Genomic DNA, 21,074 nt, shown 5'->3' on the forward strand with positions numbered 1-21,074 from the left:
GTTCAGTGTGTTCGGGAGAATCATGGCGCCTCCCCGTGCGCGTGGGCGTCGGCGCCCGCAGTCGAGTTCGCAATGGGGTCATCGTGCACGAGGCGCGCGAGGATGCGCAGATCCTCGGCGACGCGCTCGACCGCCTGGAAGGCGAGGCGCGTGCGTGCATCGAGCTTCGCGGGTGCGACAAGGTCGAACATGCCGAGCGCATTCGTGCCGAGCAGCGAGGGCGCGAGATAGACGAGCAGCTCGTCCACGCAGCCTTCGCGCAATAGCGATCCGTTGAGCTTGTAGCCCGCTTCCACGTGCAGCTCGTTCACGCCGCGCGCGGCCAGCTCGCCGAGCATGGCGGGCAGGTCCACCTTGCCGCGCTCGTTGCCAAGCGCAACGATCTCGGCGCCGCGCGCGCGCAGCGCCTCGGCGCGCTCGGCATTGGTGTCGTCGAGCGTGGCGCAGAACACGAGCGTGGGCGCGCCCACGAAGATCTGCGAAAGCGGCGAGGCATCGAGGCGGCTGTCGACGAGAATGCGCTTGGGCTGGCGCGGCGTGTCGATCGCGCGCACGGTCATGCGCGGGTCGTCTTCCTTCACGGTGCCGATGCCCGTGAGGATGGCCGAGGCGCGTGCGCGCCAGGCATGGCCGTCGGCGCGCGCGGCCTCGCCCGTGATCCACTGGCTTTCGCCCGAGGGCAGGCCGGTGCGGCCGTCGAGCGACGCCGCCACCTTCATGCGCACCCAGGGGCGCTTTCTCGTCATGCGCGAGACGAAGCCGATATTCAGTTCGCGCGCCTCGTTGGCAAGCAGCCCGCAGCGCACTTCGACACCCGCGTCGCGCAGTATCGTGAGGCCGCGCCCCGAAACGAGCGGGTTCGGGTCTTCCATCGCCGCGATCACGCGCGCGACCTTCGCCTCGATCAACGCGTTCGCACAGGGCGGCGTGCGGCCGAAATGGCTGCACGGCTCGAGCGTCACATAGGCGGTCGCGCCGCGCAGATCGTGGCCGCGCGCACGCGCGTCCTTCATTGCCTGGATTTCGGCGTGGTCGTGGCCGGCGGGCTGCGTGAAGCCTTCGCCGATCACCGCGCCGTCCTTCACCAGCACGCAACCGACGCGCGGGTTTGGATCGGTCGTGTACAGGCCGCGCGCCGCGAGGGCGAGCGCGCGCTCCATGTGGGCGAAATCGGCTTGCGAGAACATGTCGTGCTGGCTCCGAGGCGTTGCGAGTGAGAGTGGCGAGGCATGCGCCCCGCCTTCGGCTGGTTGCCGCGTGGTTGCCGCGTGCTTTATTGCTCGGCGAACGCGCGGCGCGCAGCGGCAACCGTCTCGTCGATGAGCGCGTCGTCGTGCGCGCTCGACACGAAGCCCGCTTCGTAGGCCGAAGGTGCGAAGTACACGCCCGCATCCAGCATCTGATGGAAGAAGCGGTTAAAGCGCGTCACGTCGCTCCTGGTAACTTCCGCGAAGCTGCCAGGCACCTTGTCCGCGAAATAGAGGCCGAACATCCCGCCGACCGAATCCGCGACGAACGGCACATTCGCTTCGCGCGCGGCCTGCGACAGACCTTGCGCCAGACGCGCGGTCTGCGCCGTGAGCTTCTCGTAGAAGCCCGGCGCCTGGATGAGCTGCAGCGTCTTCAAGCCCGCCGCCACGGCGATCGGGTTGCCCGAGAGCGTGCCCGCCTGGTAGACGGCGCCATTGGGCGCGAGGTGGTCCATGATCTCGCGGCGGCCGCCGAACGCTGCCGCAGGCATGCCGCCGCCGATCACCTTGCCGAGGCACACCAGGTCGGCCTGGACGCCATACAGCGCTTGTGCGCCGCGCAGGCCAACGCGGAAGCCGCACATCACTTCGTCGAAGATCAGCACGCTGCCATGCTTCGCCGTGAGGCTGCGCAGTGCGCCGATGAACTCGGGCGTGGCCTTCACGAGGTTCATGTTGCCCGCGACCGGCTCGATGATCACGGCGGCGATCTCGTCGCCGAAGGCCTTGAACGCCTCTTCGAGCGCCGCGACGTTGTTGTACTCGAGCACCGTGGTGTGTTTCGCGATGTCCACCGGCACGCCCGCCGAAGTGGGGTTGCCGAACGTGAGCAGGCCCGAGCCGGCCTTCACGAGCAGGCTGTCGGCGTGGCCGTGATAACAGCCTTCGAACTTCACGATGCGGTCGCGTTTCGTGAAGCCGCGCGCAAGACGCAGCGCGCTCATGGTGGCTTCGGTGCCGCTCGACACCATGCGCACCTGCTCCATCGACGGCACGATCTTGCAGATCTCCTCGGCGATCTCGATTTCGGCCTCGGTCGGAGCACCGAACGAGAAGCCGTTGACGAGCACGCGCTGCACGGCTTCGAGCACTTCGGGGTGGACGTGGCCGACGATCATCGGGCCCCACGAGCCGATGTAGTCGATGTAGCGCTTGCCTTCGGCGTCCCAGAAGTACGCCCCTTGCGCGCGCTCGATGAAGCGCGGCGTGCCGCCGACCGAGCGGAACGCGCGCACGGGCGAGTTCACGCCGCCCGGGATGGTGCGCTGGGCGCGTTCGAAAAGGGCCTGGTTCGTGGACGAGGTGTTGGACATGAGTGCTGGACCTGCGTGAGTGGTGTTTGCGGTGGCGTGGGGCGTGGCGGGCGGTGCCCTGGCGCGCCGGCGCTCGGGCCCATGTGGCTTGGGCCGGCCAGCTGAGGTGCCGTGCCGGGCGCCAGTGATGGGGCGTTTATGCCGAAATTGTACCGGAGTCGCGCCGAACGGGCCGGGGCGGCACCGGACGGCGCAGGACCCGGCGGGGGGCGGCACGCCTCGCGCGGATGCCGCCGGGCAGGCCTTATCCAGGCTTATCCGGCCGCATGCATCGCCGCAATCGCTGCGGCCGGCATGGGCCGCTTGCCGGTCAGCCCGGCCCAGCGCTTTTCCAGCGCGCCCTCGGCGATCGGCTTGATGACAGTGCCCGAGCTCTGCGCATCCCAGGTTTGCACGGAAAACGGATGCGCGCGCAGCGCTTCGCGTGCGATCACGACGTTTTCGCTGGCGTCGACGAGCCAGTCGTAGACGAAGTCGATGCACAGCCGGTAGCCGCGCTTGTAGGTGGGGTCGGGCACCTCGTAGGGCGCGCGCGTCACATAGCCGGAACCGAAGAGGCCCCGTGGCTCGGCGGCGACGCGATGGAGGAACACGCGGTCGCCGGGCAGGATGCCGCGCGCGAAGCCGCAGCCCCATGTATCGGCAACGGCCTCGCCCGCCTGCACGCGGCGCGCGAAGTCGGGCAGCTCGGGCCAGGGCCACTTCTTGGGGCTCCAGATCAGCAGGTAGGCGCTCATGGGCGAAAGTCGCGCCTCGCGACGCATTGCGGGGCAGGCAAGGACGCAAGAGGGCAAAAAGGGACGAGGAGGGCGCAGCATAGCGCAAAGCGGCCGCGGCACGGCCCCTGTTGCATCCGCCGCGCGTGGCGCGACCCTGCGGTGCGCCGAAAGCGAAAATTAAGCCTCGGGTACAATGCTTAGGCTACGTAGCCGCTTCTCGCGTCGCATCTGCGTCGCGATTGCGACCCGGAGGGACGCCACCGGCCCATGCCGAAGCGGCGCAGAACATCGAGACCGAGCCCTCGGCCACGGTCCGCTCCTCATCGATCCCATGTCCCATTCCCCGCGACGCCGGCCCGATGGCCGGCTGATCCTGTTGCTCGGCGCGCTCGCCGCCTGCGGCCCGCTCGCCACCGACATGTACTTGCCGAGCCTGCCCGCCATCGCCCAGTCGTTCGGCGTGAGCGCGGCCGCGGCCGCCATGACGCTCACGAGCTTCATGGCGGGCTTCTCGATCGGCATGCTGCTCTACGGTCCGCTCTCCGATGCCTACGGCCGCCGCCCCGTGCTGCTTGGCGGCATCGCGCTCTTCACGCTCGCGAGCATCGCGTGCTGGCTCTCGTACTCGGCGGGCGAGCTCACCTTCGTGCGCTTTTTGCAGGCGCTCGGCGCGGGTGCGGCCTCGGTGCTCGCGCGGGCGATCGCGCGCGACGCGCACGAGCCGTCCGACGCGGCCAAGGTGCTCTCGATGGTCGCCATCGTCACCTCGATCGGCCCGCTGCTCGCGCCGCTCATCGGCGGGCAGTTGCTGCTGCTCGGCGGCTGGCGCGTGGTGTTCGTCGCACTGACGCTGTTCGGCCTCGCGTGCTGCGTCGCCGCCTGGCTGCGCGTGCCCGAGACCTGGCCGGCCGAAAAGCGCGAGAGCGCCGCCGTGCTGCGCTCGTTCGCGGCATACGGGCGCCTGCTGCGCGACCCGCTCGTCTGGGGCCACATGCTGTGCGGCGGCATGGCGTTCGCGGCGATGTTCACCTACATCTCGGCCACGCCGTTCGTCTATATCGAGTACTTCCACGTTTCGCCCCAGCACTACGGCTTGTTCTTCGGCGCGAACGTGTTCGGCATCATGCTCGGCAACGTCCTCAACACGCGCTTCATTGGACGCATGGGCACGCTGCGCATGGTGTCGATGGCCTCGACGGTCAGCATCGCTGCGTCGTTCTTCGTCGCGCTCATGTGCGTGACGGGGTGGGGCGGCCTGTGGTCGATCGTGACCGGCCTGTTTTTCGTGGTGGGCGTGGTGGGCCTGCTCAGCGCGAACTGCGCGACCGATCTGATGTACCGCTATCCGAAGAATGCCGGCGCGGCCGCGGCTGTGTTCGGCGCGACGCAGCTCGGCCTTGGCGCATTCGCGAGTGTCGTGATCGGCTGGTTCCCCGGCGTCTCTCCGCTCGGCATGGGCTGCACGATCGGCGCGTGCGGCGCGTTCACCTGGGTTGGCCGCAGCATCGTCGTGAAGTGGCACGGGCGGCCCGCGCCGGGCGCGCAGCAGGCGGCGCCGAACGCGTAAGCGCAGCCAGCCGGAAGCACAAATTAGAACGGGACGCCGAGGCGTCCCGTTTTGCGTTGCATCACGTTTTCATGGCGTTAAATGCGGCGACGTCGTTGCGCGCTGTCGCATTCGCGCCGCTTCATAACGTCAATCGCTCGCGCGCGCCGACGAAGACGCGCCGTGGCTCAGCCAGTCGAGCACGGCGGAGGCGTCGTCGTCGGCATGCTCGCGGGCCTTTTCGACGGCGTCGCCCATGTCCGCATCGGGCGACGCGCGACGGATCGCGACGCCCACCGCGAGGATGTCGATCATCAGCAGATGCAGAACGCGCGAAATCATCGAAAGCTGCGACTCGCGCATCTCGATGTGATCGGTCTCGAGCGCCACGGTCGCGCGCTTGGCGAGCGGCGTGTTGCTCGAGGTGATCGCGATCACCTTCGCTCCGGCCTGCATGGCGACGTCGAGCACGCGCAACAGCTCGGGCGCGCGGCCCGACTTCGACACGGCCACGATCACGTCGCCCTTGCCGAGCAGGGCGGCCGAGGCTGCCTGCATGTACAGGTCGCCGTAAGCGATAGTTGGGATACCGAAGCGAAAGAACTTGTAGTGCGCATCCTGCGCGACGATGTGCGAGTTGCCGAGTCCATAGAACTCGATGCGCCGCGCGCTGTTGAGCAGCGTTATGGCTTCTTCGACATGGTCGAAGTTCAGATGCTCGCGCAACTGCAGGATGGCCGAGACGGTGTTGTCGAGGACCTTCGCGCCGAAGTCGGTCGCCGTGTCGCCCAGATGCACCTGGCTGTGGCTCACGGGAATCGTGCCCGTGAGACCCGTGGCGAGCTTGAGCTTGAAGTCCGAGAGCCCCTGGCAGCCGAGCGAGCGGCAAAAGCGGATGACCGTGGGCTGGCTCACGTCGGCCTTGCGCGCGATGTCGACGATCGGGTCGTTGATGATCGAGCGCGGATGGTTCAGCGCGAGGTCGGCCACGCGCCGCTCGGCGGGCGTGAGGGCGTCGCGCATCTGGCGGATGCGCTCGAACACCGCCGACGATCCGCCGCCCGCGCGGTTCGAGAGCTGCTCCGCGAGGATCGCCGAAACGCCGAGAAACGCCGGATATTCGGCGGTGATGACATAGGTGGGCACGTTCGCGAGATAGGCGTCGAAGCGGCCCTTGGCCTCGAAGCGCTGGCGAAACGACGAGCGCGCGAACAGCTCGCCCAGACGCGGCACCACGCCGCCGCCGATATAGATGCCGCCGAGCGAGCCGAGCGTCATCGCGATGTTGCCCGCGAAGCTGCCGAGAATGCCGCAGAAGCATTCGACGGTTTCCACCGCGAGCGCCTCGCCGTCGTGCGCGCGCTTGACGATCTCGGCCGTGTCGATGGTCGCGGCCGGCTTCTTCTTGTCGCGCGCGGCGAGCGCACGATAGATCAGCTCGATACCGGGGCCCGCGCACACGCGCTCGAACGACACGTGCGGCCACTTCTTGCGCGCGAACTGCAGCACGATGTCTTCGCGCTCGTCCTGCGGCGAGAAGCTCGCGTGGCCGCCTTCGCTGCCGAGCGCGATCCAGCGGTCGTCGGCGGGAATCAGGCCCGAGACGCCGAGGCCAGTGCCCGGCCCGAGCAGGCCGATCACGCTGTTCTGGCGGCGCTGGCCGCCGCCCACCTGGGTGCGCTGCGTGTCGGTCAAGCCCGGCAGCGCCATGGCGAGCGCGGTGAAGTCGTTCACGACCAGCAGCGTGTCGAAGCCGAGCGCGCGGCGCGTGGCCTCGATCGAAAAGGTCCAGTCGTGATTGGTCATGCGCACCTGGTCGCCGTCGACCGGGTTGGCGATGGCGATGGCCGCGTGGTTCACGCGGCCGATCTTCGTGTCCTTCAGGTACTGCTGGACGACCTGGGCGACGCCCGGATAGTCGGCGCACGGATACACGCGCACCTGGCCGATCTCGCCCGGGCCCGTCTCCAGCGCGAAGCGCGCGTTGGTTCCGCCGATGTCGGCGAGCAGCCGCGGTCCGTCGGCGTGCTGGCCCGCGCCAGGGGCGGATTTGTTAGGCGCACCAGTAGACATCGAGTCTCACTCCCTTGTCGTTCGCCAGCTTCGAGATGGCGTTGTTCTGTTCTGCCGCGGCGGCCTGTTGCAGCACGTCGAGCTTGCGCTGGCCCGCGATCAGCAGGAACAGGCGATCCACCTGGCGCAACGCCTGCATCGACCACGAAACGCGCGCGTGCGGCGCCGCCTGCGGATGCACGGCCACGAACGGGCGCGCCGTGGTGATGGCCTCGTGCCACTCGGGCGCGTCGGCGAAGATCGAGGCCGTGTGGCCGTCCTCGCCCATGCCGAGCACCGCGACGTTGGGCACAAGGCGCTGCGGGTCCGCGTTGAGCGCGGCGACGTGCGCGTCCAGCGTCTGCGTGACGTCGACGAGCGGCAGGAAGCGCGCCTGCGCCGCCTCGTGCTTCAGCAAGGTCTCATGCACGAGGCGCGCGTTGCTGGCGGCGTCCGTTTCGGGCACCCAGCGGTCGTCCACCAGGGTGACGTCGGTGCGCGCCCAGTCGAAGCGGTGCGTCGACAGGGTTTCGAGAAACGGACGCGGGCTCGTGCCGCCTGAGACCGCGAGCGTTGCACGGCGCACGCCGGTGCCGGGCGCGGCTGTAAGCGCGGCGAGCGACGCATGTAGCGCGTCGCCCACGGCTCGCGCCAGCGCGTCGGATTGGACGCGCGGGTCGTCGAATACGTGAAGCTCGATCACTTCTCCTCCAGGCGGCTTTTTTGTCGATCTGCGGGGGTGTTCATCTGTCCGTTCAATTCTCTTCTTCGAGCCAGCAGGTGCCGTGCTGCGCCAGCATCGCGCTCGAGGCCGCCGGTCCCCACGTGCCCGCCGCGTACGGCTTGGGCGGGCGGGGCGTTGCGGCCCATTCGTTGAGGATGGGCTCGACCCATTTCCATGCGGCTTCCTGTTCGTCGCGGCGCACGAAGAGCGCGAGGCGTCCGTTGATCACGTCGAGCAAAAGACGCTGATACGCCTCCATCTGGCCTTCGCGGAAGAACTGGTCGAACGCGAGGTCGAGGTGAACGCTCGCGAGGTTCATGCCCTCACCGGGTTGCTTCGCGAGGCAGTACAGACGAATGCTCTCGTTGGGCTGCAGGCGGATCACCAGACGATTGGAGCCTGGGCGCAGCGCCGTCGGCCCCAGCGCCGAATGAGGCACGGGGCGGAAGTTCACCACGATTTCCGCGACGCGGTCGGCAAGACGCTTGCCCGTGCGCAGGAAGAAGGGCACGCCGGCCCAGCGCCAGTTTTCGATCTCGACATTCAGGGCGACGAACGTTTCGGTGCGGCTATCGGGCTTCACGCCGTGCTCGGTCGCATAGCCCGGCACCTGCTGCCCGCGAATCACGCCCGCATGGTACTGGCCGCGCACGGCGACCTTGCTGATATCGGCGGGGTTGATGGGCTTGAGCGCGCGCAGCACGCGCAGCTTCTCGTCGCGCACCGAGTCGGAGTCCATCGAATGCGGCGGCTCCATGGCGACGATCGAGAGCAACTGCAGCAGATGGTTCTGCACCATGTCGCGCAGCGCGCCGGTGTTGTCATAGAAGTCGCCGCGCGCTTCCACACCCAGTTCTTCCGCAATCGTGATCTGGATGCTCTCGACCCATTCGCGGCGCCACAGCGGCTCGAAGAGCGCGTTGCCAAAGCGCAGCGCGAGCAGGTTCTGCACCGGCTCTTTGCCGAGATAGTGGTCGATCCGGTAGATCTGCTCTTCGGCGAAGATCTCGCCCACGGCGTCGTTGATCGCATTGGACGATTTGAGGTCGTAACCGAGCGGCTTTTCGAGCACGATGCGCGCGCGCTCGTTCAGGCCGACCGAGGCGAGTGCGCGGCAGATCGGCACGAAGAGCGACGGGCCCGTGGCCAGATAGAACACGCGGATACCGGGCAGCGACGCGATGCCGTCGCGCAGATGCGTGAAGTCCTCGGCGCGCGAAAGGTCGAGCTTCACATAGTCGATGCGCTCGAGAAAGCTCGCCCAGGCGGCCTCGTCGAGACCATTCTTCGAGACGTGTGGCTTGACGTGCTCGTTGACCCACTGGAGGTACTGGTCGCGATCGTCCTCGTGGCGTGCGACGCCCACGATTCTTCCCGACGCGGCGAGCATGCCCGAGCGGTGCGCTTCGAACAGCGCTGGCAGGATCTTGCGCATCGACAGGTCGCCGGTGGCGCCGAAGAGCACGAACGTGAAGCCTGAATCGGTAGGGCTTTGCATAGTCTCCGTCACAGTCCAGAAAGGCCGCGGGAACAAGTTCCGGCGGGGCTCGCGCAGGATGTCGATCGAGCACCGCTCAGGCGGCCGTAGTCCGATAAAATTTTTTTTGACACTGAATTGTAGTTTAACTACAATCCAAATCAAGAGGTAACGTTCATTCGATGAAAAAAGCGTAGGCAAGCGCGGCGCAGCATGGGTTTGCGGCGGTCCTGCACACGGTTTTCGCGGATTGGACGGAACGTCCCTAATGTTAACGGACAATGGATTCGTCCATGTACCTTCCCGGCGCTCAGTCAGGTCTCTCGAAGAGGCCTGCCGGCTACCGGAAGCGGGATGTTCGGCCGCCGCGCCTCTTTGACCGATGCGCGCGGCGCCTTGACTGGTCGAGCGTCGCGCCTGCGAGCGCGGCCGGAGAAAATCAAAAGAGGAGACAGTCTTTGCGTTCCGAACTACTCATCTCTTGAGCGTCCAGCGGCCGGACACCGGCCCGCGGCCCGCGCGCATCCAAAGAAAAAACGCGCGCGCGGCACTCCGGCGCCCGACCCGTCCAGTGTTTTGCCTGTTTTTGTGCCTGTATTAACCACACCGCACCCTGGTGACATCAGGGGCCAGCTGTTCTTACTGATCAGGTGTCTGGAGGAGATAAGCAATGAAATTCCGAGCGATCATGGGCGCCCTGTGCGCCGCAGGTCTCATGGCCGGCGTCGCGACCGCGCAGGCGGCCGAGTCTCTCGAAGTGCTGCACTGGTGGACTTCGGGTGGCGAATCGAAGGCCGTCGGCGTGCTCAAGGACGACATGCAGAAGCAGGGCTATGTGTGGAAGGACTTCGCGGTCGCCGGTGGCGCGGGCGCGGCGGCCATGACCGCACTGAAGACCCAGGTGATCTCGGGTAACGCACCCACGGCAGCCCAGATCAAGGGGCCGCTGATCCAGGAATGGGCGGAGCAGGGCGTGCTGGTGCCGATCGACCCGGCCGCCGGCGACTGGAAGGCCAACCTGCCGCCGCAAATCGACAAGATCATGCGCGCGGACGGCCACTACGTGGGCGCGCCGTTCTCGGTGCACCGCGTGAACTGGCTGTGGATCAACAAGGCTGCGCTCGACAAGGTGGGCGGCAAGGCGCCGACCACGTGGCCGGAGTTCTTCGCGCTCGCCGACAAGCTCAAGGCCGCGGGCTACCAGCCGGTTGCCGCGGGCGGCCAGCCGTGGCAGGACCTGACGCTCTGGGAAGACGTGGTCCTCTCGCAGGGCGCGGACTTCTACAAGAAGGCGCTCGTCGATCTCGACGAGAAGACCCTGACTTCGCAGCAGATGGTGGGCGTGTTCGACACGGTCCGCAAGATCGAGTCGTACATGGATAACGCCCGCACGGGCCGCGACTGGAACCTCGCCACGGCCATGGTCATCAACGGCAAGGCCGGCATGCAGTTCATGGGCGACTGGGCCAAGGGCGAGTTCGAGAACGCGAAGAAGGAGCCGGGCAAGGACTACGTCTGCGCGCCGGTGCCGGGCACCTCGAAGGCCTACACTTTCAATGTCGATTCGTTCGTGTTCTTCCAGCAGAAGGGCCAGAAGGCGGCCACGCCGGGCCAGCTCGCGCTCGCGAAGACGATCATGAGCCCGGCTTTCCAGGAGCAGTTCAGCCTGTACAAGGGCTCGATCCCGGTGCGTCTGGGCGTGGACATGAGCAAGTTCGACGCGTGCGGCAAGCAGTCGTACGCGGATGAGCAGACCGCGATCAAGGCCGGCGGCTATGTGCCCTCACTCGCCCACGGCATGGCTCAGCCGGACGCCACGGCCGGTGCGATCACCGATGTCGTCACGAAGTTCATGAACTCGAACCAGGACTCGAAGAGCGCGGTGGAAGCGCTCGCCAAGGCCGCCAAGACCAAGTAAGCGAAGTCAGTCCGTGAAGTTGATGCAATGAAACAGGCGGGGTGCGCCGCATGCGGCGCACCCCGTGCATGACGGGTCGAACCGACCCCCATCATCGTGTGGAGTCCGTAATGTTTCGCACCGTACCAGGAGTTGCGCAGTGACTGCTTCTCTTAGCGGCAACGGCAAGGCGGCCACGCCTGCCACACGTCGCACGTCGCCGATGGCGGCGCTCGCAGACCGCTGGATCCCGAAGCTGGTGCTCTCGCCCAGCATCCTGATCAGCCTCGTGTTCGTCTACGGCTTCATCGCCATCACCGGCTATTTGTCGCTGTCGAATTCGCGACTGATGCCGCGCTACGAATTCGCGGGCTTCCAGCGCTACAGCGAGTTGTTCAGCAACGACGTCTGGTGGACGTCGGCGCAGAACCTCGGCTGGTTCGGCGTCCCATTCATCGGCATCTGTGTGTTTCTCGGGCTCTTTCTCGCGATCCTGCTCGACCAGCAGATCCGCCAGGAAGGCGCGCTGCGCGCGGTGTTCCTCTATCCGATGGCGCTTTCGTACATCGTGACGGGCACGGCGTGGCAGTGGATCTTCAACCCCGATCTCGGTATTCAGCAGGTGCTCCACGACTGGGGCTGGACGAGCTTCCAGCTCGGCTGGCTCAACGACCCGGACAAGGCGATTTTCTGTATCGTGGTCGCCGCCGTGTGGCAGTCCACGGGCTTTTGCATGGCGCTGTTCCTGGCAGGCCTGCGCGGCGTCGACAGCGAAATCTTCAAGGCCGCCCAGGTGGACGGCGCGACGCTGCCCACGATCTACCGCAAGATCGTCATTCCGAGCATGCGCCCCGTGTTCTTCTCGGTGCTGCTGATCCTGTGCCACATCACGATCAAGACCTTCGACCTCGTCGTTGCACTGACCGCAGGGGGGCCGGGCACGTCGTCGTCGCTGCCGGCCATCTTCATGTACACGTTTTCGTTCAACCGCGGGCAGCTCGGTGTCGGCGCAGCTTCGTCGATGATGATGCTCGCGACGGTGGTGGCCGTGCTCGTGCCGCTCATGTACCTGGAATCGAGGAGCACGCGCAATGCAGCCTAAGATGAAGGTGAGCCGCGTGTTCGTCTACGCGGCGCTGATCCTGTTCGCGTTGTACTTTCTGTTCCCGCTCTACGTGATGCTCTCGACGTCGCTCAAGACGCTCGACGAGCTGCACACGGGCAACATGCTCACGCTGCCCGCGCATCCGAGCTTCGCGCCGTGGTTGAAGGCATGGAGCGGCGCCTGTACCGGCGTGCGCTGTGACGGCATGCAACCGTTCTTCATGAACTCCGTGAAGATGGTGATTCCGGCCGTGCTGATCTCGTCGATCATCGGCGCGTTCAACGGCTATGTGCTCACGCACTGGCGCTTCCGTGGCGCGGACGCGCTCTTCACGATGCTGCTGGTGGGCTGCTTCATCCCGTTCCAGGCGATCCTGCTGCCGATGGCGCGTCTCGAAGGCTTCTTCGGCCTCTCGAACACGATTGGCGGGCTGGTTCTCGTGCACGTGGTCTACGGCATCGCGTTCACCACGATGTTCTTCCGCAACTTCTACGTGAGCGTGCCCGCCGAGCTCGTGAAGGCCGCGCGCATCGACGGCGCCGGCTTCTTCATGATCTTCACGCGCATCATGATGCCGATCTCGCTGCCCATCTTCATGGTGTGTCTGATCTGGCAATTCACGCAGATCTGGAACGACTTCCTGTTCGGTATCGTGTTCTCGGGCGTCGATTCGATGCCGATCACGGTGGCGCTGAACAATCTCGTGAACACGTCCACGGGCGTGAAGGAATACAACGTCGACATGGCCGGCGCGATTATCGCCGCGCTGCCCACGCTGCTCGTCTACGTGATCGCCGGCCGCTACTTCGTGCGCGGCCTCACGGCGGGCGCGGTGAAGGGCTAATACCTGTCGGCCTGAGTCAGTGCAAAGCACTGGCTCGGGCCCCACGCAGAGCGCTGCGTATCGATTAAAAGGATTCATAGCATGGCAAGCCTTTCCATTCGCGACGTCTACAAGACCTACCCGAACGGTGTGCCCGTCCTCAAGGGCGTGAACATCGACATCGAAGACGGCCAGTTCCTGATTCTCGTGGGCGGCTCGGGCTGCGGGAAGTCGACGCTGCTCAACATGATCGCGGGTCTCGAAACCGTCACCAAGGGCGAGATCTGCATGGACGGCAAGGTCGTCAACAACCTCTCGCCGAAGGACCGGGACATCGCCATGGTGTTCCAGTCGTACGCGCTCTATCCGTCGATGACGGTGCGCGAGAACATCTCGTTTGGCCTGAACATCCGCAAGGTGCCGAAGGCCGAGCAGGCGCAGATCGTCGATCGCGTCTCGAGCATGCTGCAGATCCAGCATCTGCTGGACCGCAAGCCGGGCCAGCTCTCGGGCGGCCAGCGCCAGCGTGTCGCCATGGGCCGCGCGCTCGCGCGCGACCCGATCATGTTCCTGTTCGACGAGCCGCTCTCGAACCTCGACGCGAAGCTGCGCATCGAGATGCGCTCCGAAATCAAGCTGCTGCATCAGCGCGTGGGCAAGACGATCGTCTACGTGACGCACGACCAGATCGAGGCGATGACGCTCGGCGACCGCATCGCCGTGATGAAGGACGGCATCGTGCAGCAGTTCGGCGCGCCGCAGGAGATCTACGACTCGCCTTCGAATCTCTTCGTGGCGGGCTTCATTGGCGCGCCGCCGATGAACTTCATCAATGGCAAGCTGGTGGAGCAGGGCTCGGGCGTCGGCATCGAGCTCGACACGGGCGTCGCGCGCAACGTGCTGAAGCTGCCGTTGTTCGAGGCAAACAAGCTGCGCAGCCATATTGGCCAGGAGGTGGTGCTGGGGCTGCGCCCGGAGCGCATCACCGACGCGCGCAGCGCGCACGACGGCCACGGTCACGAGCTGCAGCGCCACACCGTGAAGGTCGACGTGATCGAGCCGACCGGCCCGGACACGCTCGTGTTCGCGCAGGTCAACGGCAAGCGGGTCGTGAGCCGCGTGCACCCGGGCGCGAATCCGCAGCCGCTCAATAGCATGGAGCTGCTGTTCGATGTCTCGAAGGCCGTGCTGTTCGATCCGAAGACGGAAGCGCGCATCGCCTGATCGCAGTGCGCCGGGTTTTCCTGGCGCGATAAAAAAGCCCCATTCTCTGCGAGCGCAGTGAATGGGGCTTTTTATATCCGGCCGCGCTGGCGATGGGATCGATCAGCGCGCGTGCGGGTGATGCTGTCCATGCCCGTGCGCATGCGGCTGCAACAGCACGAGCACCGCGCCCGCGCCGCCGTCGTGCGGCCGCGCCTGGCAAAATGCGATGACTTCTTCCTTCTGCACGAGCCACGCGCGCACCTTGCCCTTGAGCACCGGCTCCTTGCCCACGGAGCCGAGCCCCTTGCCGTGAATCACGCGCACGCAGCGCAGCCCGCGCTTGCCCGCCTCGCGGATGAAGGTCTGCAGCGCCTCGCGCGCTTCCTCGCGGCGCATGCCATGCAGGTCGAGCTGCGCCTGCACGATCCACGCACCGCGCCGCAGCTTCTTGACGATTTCCTCGCTCACGCCGGGGCGGTGGTAGTAGAGCGAGTCGTCGGTGTCGAGCAAGGCTTCGGGGTCGAAGTCGTCGGAAATCGCTTCGTGCAGGACCGCCTGCTCGTCGAGCCGCGTTTGCAGCGGCAGCGGCACGGGCGCCGCGCGTCGGGGCTGCGCGCGCGGCGGCTGCTTGAGCTGCGCCACCTGGCCGATCTCGCGGCGAAACAGGTCGCTGTCGGCGGCGGCTTCCACGCGCGCCGCCTTGGCGGCCGCGCGCTCGCGTTCGCGCTGGCGCGTTTGTGTCTTGAGCGCGTCGCGCAGGCCGCCGAGGCCGGCGAAGCCGGTGGTGGCCTTGCCGGGTTCGGCCGCGGGCGTGACGGCAGGCGTGGGCGCCGGGGTGGGGCGCGCGGATGCGGGGCGCTTGGGCTCGCCCGGATGGGGCACGTTCTTGGGCATGGCGAAAGACGCTGGGTAAGTCGGTGGCGCGGCAAAAGCAAAGGGCCGCCGGCTGGCTGGCCGCGGCCCTCTTGCGATGCGCCGTCTGGCTTGACGTCGCTATTTTACCGGCCTGGCGGCGAGTCGCCAGGCGCGGCGCGCCGTGTTGCGGGCCGGGCGGGCCAGATTCGCGGCCAGCCCGGCGAGCGGATCAGCGCTCGGCTTCGGCGCTCATCACGTGCGGCTGGCCGAGCTCGTTGACGGTCTCGAGATAGCGCTGCGCGTCGAGCGCGGCCATGCAGCCCGTGCCGGCGCTCGTGATGGCCTGGCGATAGACGTGGTCCTGCACGTCGCCGGCGGCGAACACGCCCGGCACGCTCGTGCCCGTGGCATTGCCGTTCAGGCCGCCGTTCGTGATGATGTAGCCGTTCTTCATCTCGAGCTGACCTGCGAAGATGTCGGTGTTCGGCTTGTGGCCGATCGCCACGAACACGCCTTGCAGGTCGAGATCGGTGGTTGCGCCGGTCTTCACGTTCTTGATGCGCAGGCCGTTCACGCCGCCGTCGTTGCCGAGAACTTCGTCGAGCACGTGATCCCACTTGATGTCGACGACACCTTCCTTTTCTTTCTCCAGCAGGCGGTCGATCAGGATCGGCTCGGCGCGGAACTTGTCGCGGCGGTGGATGACCGTGACCTTCTTCGCGATGCCGGCGAGATAGAGCGCTTCCTCGACGGCCGTGTTGCCGCCGCCGATCACGGCGACGTGCTGGTTGCGATAGAAGAAGCCGTCGCAGGTCGCGCAGGCGGAGACGCCGCGGCCCATGAAGAGCTCTTCGCTCGGCATGCCGAGATATTGCGCCGACGCGCCGGTGGCGATGACGAGCGAATCGCAGGTGTACTCGCCCGAGTCGCCGATCAGGCGGATCGGCTTTTCGTTGAGCTTGGCGGTGTGAATGTGATCGAACACGATTTCCGTGTTGAAGCGCTCGGCGTGCTCGAGAAAGCGCTGCATCAGTTCCGGACCTTGCACGCCGCTCGGGTCGGCGGGCCAGTTTTCCACGTCGGTCGTGGTCATGAGCTGGCCGCCCTGGGCGAGGCCGGTGACGAGCAGCGGCGAGAGATTCGCGCGCGCCGCGTAGACGGCTGCCGTGTAGCCGGCGGGGCCGGAACCGAGAATCAGGACTTTGGCGTGTTTGGTTGCGGACATGATCGAATTCCGTAGAAGGCGCTGCGTGGCGCGGTTCCCTGGGGCACGCTTGCCGCGCGGCTTGCCGCGCGGTTTCGTGCCCAGTTGCCTGCTCCGTTACCGGGATCTGCAGGCGGGCCGCCCGGTGGTGCGGCGGGGCACACGCAAGAAGTTGGGCATCAGCGCGCAATTATAAAGGCCGGGGGCGTTTGATGCTCCATCGAGGTTTCTGATCGGCGCGATAGCATGGGCCCGCCCGGAGCGTCACGCGTGCCGGCGCGCCTGACGCCCCAAGGCGCCGTTGTCAGTTACCCTCATTTACAGCCTGGGGCCGCCGGGGCCTAAACAACGCGTTTACAATAGGCCGGATCTGACGTCGGCGGCCGGGCCGGTCTGCCGGAGCCCCGGCAGTGCGCCCGGACCGCGCAAGCATCAAGAATCACCAGGATTCAATGGCCAAAGCTCCTTATTCCGCGCAGGCGCAGGCATTGCCTAATCGCATGTCGCGTCTTTTCACCGAAATCCGCTGGCTCCTGCAGGTCGCGCTAGGCGTGTTCCTGCTGATGGCGCTCATCAGCTATAGCCGCCGCGATCCGAGCTGGACCCACGCCGCGCAGGTCGACCACATCTCGAACTGGGCGGGGCGCGTCGGCGCGTGGACCTCGGACATCCTGCTGCTGCTGTTCGGCCTCTCGGCCTACTGGTGGGTCGTGCTGCTCGCGCGCCACATCTCGAAGAACTACAAGCGCATCACGCGCCACGAAGCGCTCCCCGAAGATGACGATGACGACAAGCCGCGCGACCACAGCTGGGTGGCCGAAGGCCTGGCGTTCGTGCTCGTGCTGCTCGCCTGCGACGGCATCGAGGCGCTGCGGATGTGGTCGCTCAAGGTGCAACTGCCGCGCGCGCCGGGCGGCGTGGTGGGCGAGGCCGTCGCGCATGGCGTCTCGCATGCGCTCGGCTTCACCGGCGGCACGCTCGCGCTGTTGCTGGCGCTCGCGATCGGCTTGTCGCTGTATTTCCGATTTTCGTGGCTGAACGTGGCCGAAAGGGTGGGTGAGTCGATCATCAACGCGGTGACGATGGCGAAGCTGCACCGTGAGGCGGGGCGCGACCGCAAGCTCGGCGAGGTCGCCGCGGTCAAGCGCGAGGGCAAGGTCGAGCGCGGTCGCGTGAAGATCGAGGAGCACGAGCCGGTCACGATCGTGCCGCCCGTGGTCACGCCGCCGCGCTCCGAGCGCGTGGAGAAGGAGCGCCAGGTGCCGCTCTTCACCGACTTGCCCGGCGACTCCACCTTGCCGCCCATCTCGCTGCTCGACCCCGCGCCCAAGGCCCAGGAAACGATCTCGGACGACACGCTCGAGTTCACCTCGCGCCTGATCGAAAAGAAGCTCAAGGATTTCGGCGTGGACGTGGCCGTGGTGGCCGCGTATCCGGGCCCGGTCGTCACGCGCTACGAGATCGAGCCTGCCACCGGCGTGAAGGGCAGCCAGATCGTGGGCCTCGCAAAGGACCTCGCCCGCTCGCTCTCGCTCGTCTCGATCCGCGTGGTGGAGACGATCCCCGGCAAGAACTACATGGCGCTCGAGCTGCCGAACCAGCGCCGCCAGACCGTGCGCCTTTCCGAAATCCTCGGCTCGGCCGTCTATGCGGACGCGTCTTCGGCGCTCACCATGGGTCTGGGCAAGGACATCGGCGGCAAGCCGGTTTGCGCCGATCTCGCAAAGATGCCTCACCTGCTCGTGGCCGGCACGACCGGCTCGGGCAAGTCGGTGGGGATCAACGCGATGATCCTGTCGCTCCTCTACAAGGCCAGCGCCGAGCAGGTGCGCATGATCCTGATCGACCCGAAGATGCTCGAAATGAGCGTCTACGAGGGCATTCCGCACCTGCTCTGCCCGGTCGTGACCGACATGCGTCAGGCCAGCAACGCGCTGAACTGGACCGTGGCCGAGATGGAGCGCCGCTACAAGCTCATGAGCAAGCTGGGCGTGCGCAATCTCGCGGGCTACAACAACAAGATCGAAGAGGCGAACAAGCGCGAGGAGAAGATCCCGAACCCGTTCAGCCTCACGCCGGACGATCCAGAGCCGCTGCAAAAGCTGCCGCACATCGTCGTGGTGATCGACGAACTCGCCGACCTCATGATGGTGGTCGGCAAGAAGGTCGAAGAGTTGATCGCGCGCATCGCGCAGAAGGCGCGCGCGGCCGGCATCCACCTGATTCTCGCGACGCAGCGGCCTTCGGTGGATGTCATCACGGGCCTCATCAAGGCCAACGTGCCCACGCGGATTGCGTTCCAGGTGTCCTCGAAGATCGACTCGCGCACGATTCTCGACCAGATGGGCGCCGAGTCGCTGCTCGGCATGGGCGACATGCTCTACCTGCCGCCGGGCTCGGGGCTGCCCGTGCGCGTGCACGGCGCGTTCGTCGCTGACGAAGAAGTGCATCGCGTGGTCGACAAGCTCAAGGAGCAGGGCGAGCCGAACTATATCGAAGGGATTCTGGAAGGCGGCACAGCGGGCGACGGCGACGAAGGCTCGGCCAGCGCTTCGGGCACCGGCGACGAGTCCGATCCGCTCTACGACCAGGCCGTCGAGGTGGTCATCAAGAACCGGCGCGCGTCGATTTCGCTCGTGCAGCGGCATCTGCGCATCGGCTACAACCGCGCGGCGCGCCTGCTCGAACAGATGGAGCAGTCGGGGCTCGTTTCGGCGATGTCGTCGAGCGGCAACCGCGAGATTCTCGCGCCAGCGCGCGACGCCGATTGAGGCCGATCGACGTCGTCCACGGCGCTTGCACTGCGCCGGCGCAGGCACACATTGTGGTTTTGGGAGAACGATAGATGCAGTTTCAGGTTGGGCAACAAACCCGTTTGACGCTGGGCCGCGCCGGGCGCGCGCTCTTCGCGGCGCTTGGCGCGTCGCTCGTCATGGCTTCGCACGCGTATGCGAGCGGCACCGATCAACTGAAGCAGTTCGTCGCGCAGGTGCACGCCGCGCGCGGCAATTTCGTGCAGCGCGAACTGAAGACGCCCACGAACGCGAAGAACGCGAGCGACGCCATCGCCACGGCCATGTCGAGCTCCAAGACTTCGAGCGGCACGTTCGTGTTCGCGCGTCCCGGCAAGTTCATCTGGACCTACGAGAAGCCGTATCAGCAGTTGCTGCAATCCGACGGCGACAATCTCTATGTCTACGACAAGGACCTGAACCAGGTCACCGAGCGCAAGCTCGGCGGCGCGCTCGGCGCGAGCCCGGCCGCTATCCTGTTCGGCAGCAACGATCTGGACAAGAATTTCACGCTCACCGACGCGGGCGTGAAGGATGGCATCGACTGGCTGGAGCTGATTCCGAAGTCGAAGGACACGCAGTTCAAGAGCGTGGGCATCGGCTTTCGCAATGGCAATCTCGAAGCGATGGAGCTGCACGACGTGTTCGGCAACGTGACGCTGCTCACGTTCTCCAACATCGAGAAGAATCCGTCGCTGCCGGCCTCGACCTTCAAGTTCGTGCGGCCCAAGGGCGCCGACCTGATCACGGGCGGCGGGAACTGATCCGCGGGACGTGACGCAACAAGCGATGTAGCAAAAAAGGGGGCGGCTCGATTGGGCCGCCCCCTTTTGCTATGCGCGCTTGACTATTGGCGCCTCTTGGCCGAGCGCTCAGACCGAAAAGCGCAGCACGCCCTTGTCGTCCATCTTGCGCTGGAGCTTGCCCGCGAGCCACAGCAGGTGCAGGTGGGCGAGCGCTTCGCCCATCGCGAAGGTCAGCTGATGCATGTCGAGCGCGCGCTTGAACATGATCGGCACGATGTCGGCGGCGCATTGCGGCGCGCGCTCGCAGGCTTCCATCACTTCAGCGAGACGCGCGTCATGGTGCGCGCGCAATTGGCCGATGCGCGTGCGCACGCCGCGAAACGGCTTGCCGTGCGAGGGCAGCACGAGCGTGTCCTCGGCCATGGCCTCGTAGCGCCCGAGCGATTCGAGGTAGAGGCCGAGCGGATTGCCTTCCGGCTCCATGTCGAACACGGAGACGTTGGTCGAGATGCGTGGCAGCACCATATCGCCCGAGATCAGCACGCCGAGCGATACGCACAGCAGCGCGCAATGCTCGGGCGAGTGGCCGTAACCCGTGACGACGCGCCAGTCGCGGCCGCCGATCGACACCGTATCGGCCTCGCGCAGGCGCCAGTATTGCGGCGGCAGCGCCGGCACGAGGTTGGAGTAGTAGTTGCGGCGGTTGCGCAGCTGATCGAGCGAGGCCGCGTCGGTTACGCCGTGGCGTGCGAAATGGCGCGCCGCGCCTTCGCCGCCCGCGTTCGAGCCGTTGCCCGAGGACAGCACGCACGCGCTCATGTATTCGCCTAGCGTCGTCCACAGACGCACGTCCCAGCGCTTCTTCTCGCCGCCCGCGCAGATCCAGTGTGCCAGGCCGATATGGTCCGGATGGCAGTGCGTGGCGATCACGCGCAGCACCGGCAGGCCTTCGAGCTGGGTGTCGAACACCTGCTCCCAGCGCGCCTTGATCGTGTCGTCGGTGATGCCGCAGTCCACCACAGTCCAGCCTTGCTGGCCGTCGATCTCGTCGCGCAGCAGCCAGAGGTTGATGTGGTCGAGCACGAAGGGGAGCGGCATGCGCAGCCATTTCACGCCTGGCGCGACTTCGAAGGCGAGGCCGGGCTCGGGCAGGGTATCGGCGAAGGGGTAGTCGAGCTGGTGTTCGAGGGCGTTCATTGGGGTCTCGTCTGATCTAATTATGCTGGGCTGAGGACGGCCGGTGAGGACGGCCAGCGCCGCCGCCTGGCCTCATTGTCGCTGCATCGCGCAATTTCTGCAGGGGAACCGGGAGAATGTTCCGGTATGCGGAACATTCGGCTGGTTGCGCAACCGTTGACTTGACGA

16 protein-coding genes are annotated in these 21,074 nt (G+C 66.4%); 7 read left to right on the forward strand and 9 right to left on the reverse strand.

Annotated elements, in window-relative coordinates:
* Nucleotides 1-20: 20 nt before the first annotated feature.
* The 3 genes from ribD to EYW47_RS09130 form a co-directional block, all read right to left on the reverse strand.
* The gene (ribD, locus tag EYW47_RS09120; protein WP_133194536.1) at nt 21-1,187 is read right to left on the reverse strand and encodes a bifunctional diaminohydroxyphosphoribosylaminopyrimidine deaminase/5-amino-6-(5-phosphoribosylamino)uracil reductase RibD; all 1,167 of its coding nucleotides are present in this window, start codon (nt 1,185-1,187) and stop codon (nt 21-23) included.
* An 86-nt stretch (nt 1,188-1,273) separates the two neighbouring features.
* Nucleotides 1,274-2,563: a glutamate-1-semialdehyde 2,1-aminomutase gene (gene hemL, locus EYW47_RS09125; protein WP_133194537.1), complete on the reverse strand. Its 1,290-nt coding sequence runs from the start codon at nt 2,561-2,563 to the stop codon at nt 1,274-1,276.
* A gap of 254 nt (nt 2,564-2,817) precedes the next feature.
* The gene (locus tag EYW47_RS09130; RefSeq protein WP_133194538.1) at nt 2,818-3,300 is read right to left on the reverse strand and encodes a hypothetical protein; all 483 of its coding nucleotides are present in this window, start codon (nt 3,298-3,300) and stop codon (nt 2,818-2,820) included.
* 313 nt (nt 3,301-3,613) lie between these two features.
* Here EYW47_RS09130 and EYW47_RS09135 point away from each other — a divergent pair, with 313 nt between their 5' ends.
* Nucleotides 3,614-4,849: a Bcr/CflA family multidrug efflux MFS transporter gene (locus EYW47_RS09135; RefSeq protein WP_133194539.1), complete on the forward strand. Its 1,236-nt coding sequence runs from the start codon at nt 3,614-3,616 to the stop codon at nt 4,847-4,849.
* A 129-nt stretch (nt 4,850-4,978) separates the two neighbouring features.
* Here EYW47_RS09135 and EYW47_RS09140 read toward each other — a convergent pair whose 3' ends face one another.
* Genes EYW47_RS09140 through zwf form a run of 3 tightly spaced genes read right to left on the reverse strand, consistent with a single transcriptional unit; the run spans nt 4,979 to nt 9,102 of the window.
* Nucleotides 4,979-6,901 carry a bifunctional transcriptional regulator/glucokinase gene (locus EYW47_RS09140; protein ID WP_133194540.1) on the reverse strand — a complete coding sequence of 641 codons (1,923 nt, stop codon included), beginning with the start codon at nt 6,899-6,901 and terminating at the stop codon, nt 4,979-4,981.
* Nucleotides 6,882-7,583 (reverse strand): 6-phosphogluconolactonase, encoded by a 702-nt coding sequence (gene pgl, locus EYW47_RS09145; protein ID WP_133194541.1) that lies wholly within the window; start codon nt 7,581-7,583, stop codon nt 6,882-6,884. Before pgl ends, EYW47_RS09140 begins: the two co-directional genes overlap by 20 nt.
* Before the next feature lie 52 nt (nt 7,584-7,635).
* On the reverse strand, nt 7,636-9,102 hold the full coding sequence (zwf, locus tag EYW47_RS09150) for a glucose-6-phosphate dehydrogenase (RefSeq protein ID WP_133194542.1): 1,467 nt from the start codon (nt 9,100-9,102) through the stop codon (nt 7,636-7,638).
* Between the two features lie 649 nt (nt 9,103-9,751).
* On the opposite strand from zwf, the gene EYW47_RS09155 reads away from it, so the two are divergent.
* The 4 genes from EYW47_RS09155 (at nt 9,752) to EYW47_RS09170 (ending at nt 14,130) form a co-directional block, all read left to right on the forward strand.
* Nucleotides 9,752-10,999, forward strand: a complete 1,248-nt coding sequence (locus EYW47_RS09155) for an ABC transporter substrate-binding protein (protein ID WP_133194543.1) — start codon at nt 9,752-9,754, stop codon at nt 10,997-10,999.
* Between the two features lie 139 nt (nt 11,000-11,138).
* Nucleotides 11,139-12,080, forward strand: a complete 942-nt coding sequence (locus EYW47_RS09160) for a carbohydrate ABC transporter permease (RefSeq protein WP_133194544.1) — start codon at nt 11,139-11,141, stop codon at nt 12,078-12,080.
* On the forward strand, nt 12,070-12,927 hold the full coding sequence (locus EYW47_RS09165) for a carbohydrate ABC transporter permease (protein WP_205710040.1): 858 nt from the start codon (nt 12,070-12,072) through the stop codon (nt 12,925-12,927). The genes EYW47_RS09160 and EYW47_RS09165 overlap by 11 nt, the downstream gene beginning before the upstream one ends.
* 81 nt (nt 12,928-13,008) lie before the next feature.
* Complete coding sequence (locus EYW47_RS09170) at nt 13,009-14,130, forward strand: ABC transporter ATP-binding protein (RefSeq protein WP_133194545.1); 1,122 nt, start codon at nt 13,009-13,011, stop codon at nt 14,128-14,130.
* A gap of 102 nt (nt 14,131-14,232) precedes the next feature.
* Here the strand turns inward: EYW47_RS09170 and EYW47_RS09175 are convergent, their stop codons facing one another.
* Entirely contained in the window at nt 14,233-15,006 is a 774-nt protein-coding gene (locus EYW47_RS09175) for a Smr/MutS family protein (RefSeq protein ID WP_133194546.1), read from the reverse strand.
* A 190-nt stretch (nt 15,007-15,196) separates the two neighbouring features.
* Nucleotides 15,197-16,192, reverse strand: coding sequence for a thioredoxin-disulfide reductase (gene trxB / locus EYW47_RS09180; protein WP_133194547.1), 996 nt, complete (start codon nt 16,190-16,192; stop codon nt 15,197-15,199).
* Nucleotides 16,193-16,623: 431 nt separating this feature from the next.
* On the opposite strand from trxB, the gene EYW47_RS09185 reads away from it, so the two are divergent.
* Both EYW47_RS09185 and lolA read left to right on the forward strand, forming a co-directional pair.
* Nucleotides 16,624-18,942, forward strand: coding sequence for a DNA translocase FtsK (locus EYW47_RS09185; RefSeq protein WP_133194548.1), 2,319 nt, complete (start codon nt 16,624-16,626; stop codon nt 18,940-18,942).
* 74 nt (nt 18,943-19,016) lie between these two features.
* Nucleotides 19,017-19,727 (forward strand): outer membrane lipoprotein chaperone LolA, encoded by a 711-nt coding sequence (lolA, locus tag EYW47_RS09190; protein WP_133194549.1) that lies wholly within the window; start codon nt 19,017-19,019, stop codon nt 19,725-19,727.
* Nucleotides 19,728-19,835: 108 nt separating this feature from the next.
* Here the strand turns inward: lolA and EYW47_RS09195 are convergent, their stop codons facing one another.
* Complete coding sequence (locus EYW47_RS09195; protein WP_133194550.1) at nt 19,836-20,906, reverse strand: MBL fold metallo-hydrolase; 1,071 nt, start codon at nt 20,904-20,906, stop codon at nt 19,836-19,838.
* Between the last annotated feature and the right edge of the window lie 168 nt (nt 20,907-21,074).

Source organism: Paraburkholderia silviterrae (genome assembly GCF_004353915.1).
In the GTDB taxonomy this organism is placed as follows: Bacteria; Pseudomonadota; Gammaproteobacteria; order Burkholderiales; family Burkholderiaceae; genus Paraburkholderia; species Paraburkholderia silviterrae.

Coding starts and splice junctions, on each gene's coding strand:
- EYW47_RS09185 (WP_133194548.1), top strand. CDS start 16,624: ATGGCCAAAGCTCCTTATTCCGCGCAGGCGCAGGCATTGCCTAATCGC.
- EYW47_RS09140 (WP_133194540.1), bottom strand. CDS start 6,901: ATGTCTACTGGTGCGCCTAACAAATCCGCCCCTGGCGCGGGCCAGCAC.
- EYW47_RS09195 (WP_133194550.1), bottom strand. CDS start 20,906: ATGAACGCCCTCGAACACCAGCTCGACTACCCCTTCGCCGATACCCTG.
- EYW47_RS09170 (WP_133194545.1), top strand. CDS start 13,009: ATGGCAAGCCTTTCCATTCGCGACGTCTACAAGACCTACCCGAACGGT.
- lolA (WP_133194549.1), top strand. CDS start 19,017: ATGCAGTTTCAGGTTGGGCAACAAACCCGTTTGACGCTGGGCCGCGCC.
- zwf (WP_133194542.1), bottom strand. CDS start 9,102: ATGCAAAGCCCTACCGATTCAGGCTTCACGTTCGTGCTCTTCGGCGCC.
- EYW47_RS09155 (WP_133194543.1), top strand. CDS start 9,752: ATGAAATTCCGAGCGATCATGGGCGCCCTGTGCGCCGCAGGTCTCATG.
- EYW47_RS09175 (WP_133194546.1), bottom strand. CDS start 15,006: ATGCCCAAGAACGTGCCCCATCCGGGCGAGCCCAAGCGCCCCGCATCC.
- hemL (WP_133194537.1), bottom strand. CDS start 2,563: ATGTCCAACACCTCGTCCACGAACCAGGCCCTTTTCGAACGCGCCCAG.
- trxB (WP_133194547.1), bottom strand. CDS start 16,192: ATGTCCGCAACCAAACACGCCAAAGTCCTGATTCTCGGTTCCGGCCCC.
- EYW47_RS09135 (WP_133194539.1), top strand. CDS start 3,614: ATGTCCCATTCCCCGCGACGCCGGCCCGATGGCCGGCTGATCCTGTTG.
- EYW47_RS09130 (WP_133194538.1), bottom strand. CDS start 3,300: ATGAGCGCCTACCTGCTGATCTGGAGCCCCAAGAAGTGGCCCTGGCCC.
- ribD (WP_133194536.1), bottom strand. CDS start 1,187: ATGTTCTCGCAAGCCGATTTCGCCCACATGGAGCGCGCGCTCGCCCTC.
- EYW47_RS09165 (WP_205710040.1), top strand. CDS start 12,070: ATGCAGCCTAAGATGAAGGTGAGCCGCGTGTTCGTCTACGCGGCGCTG.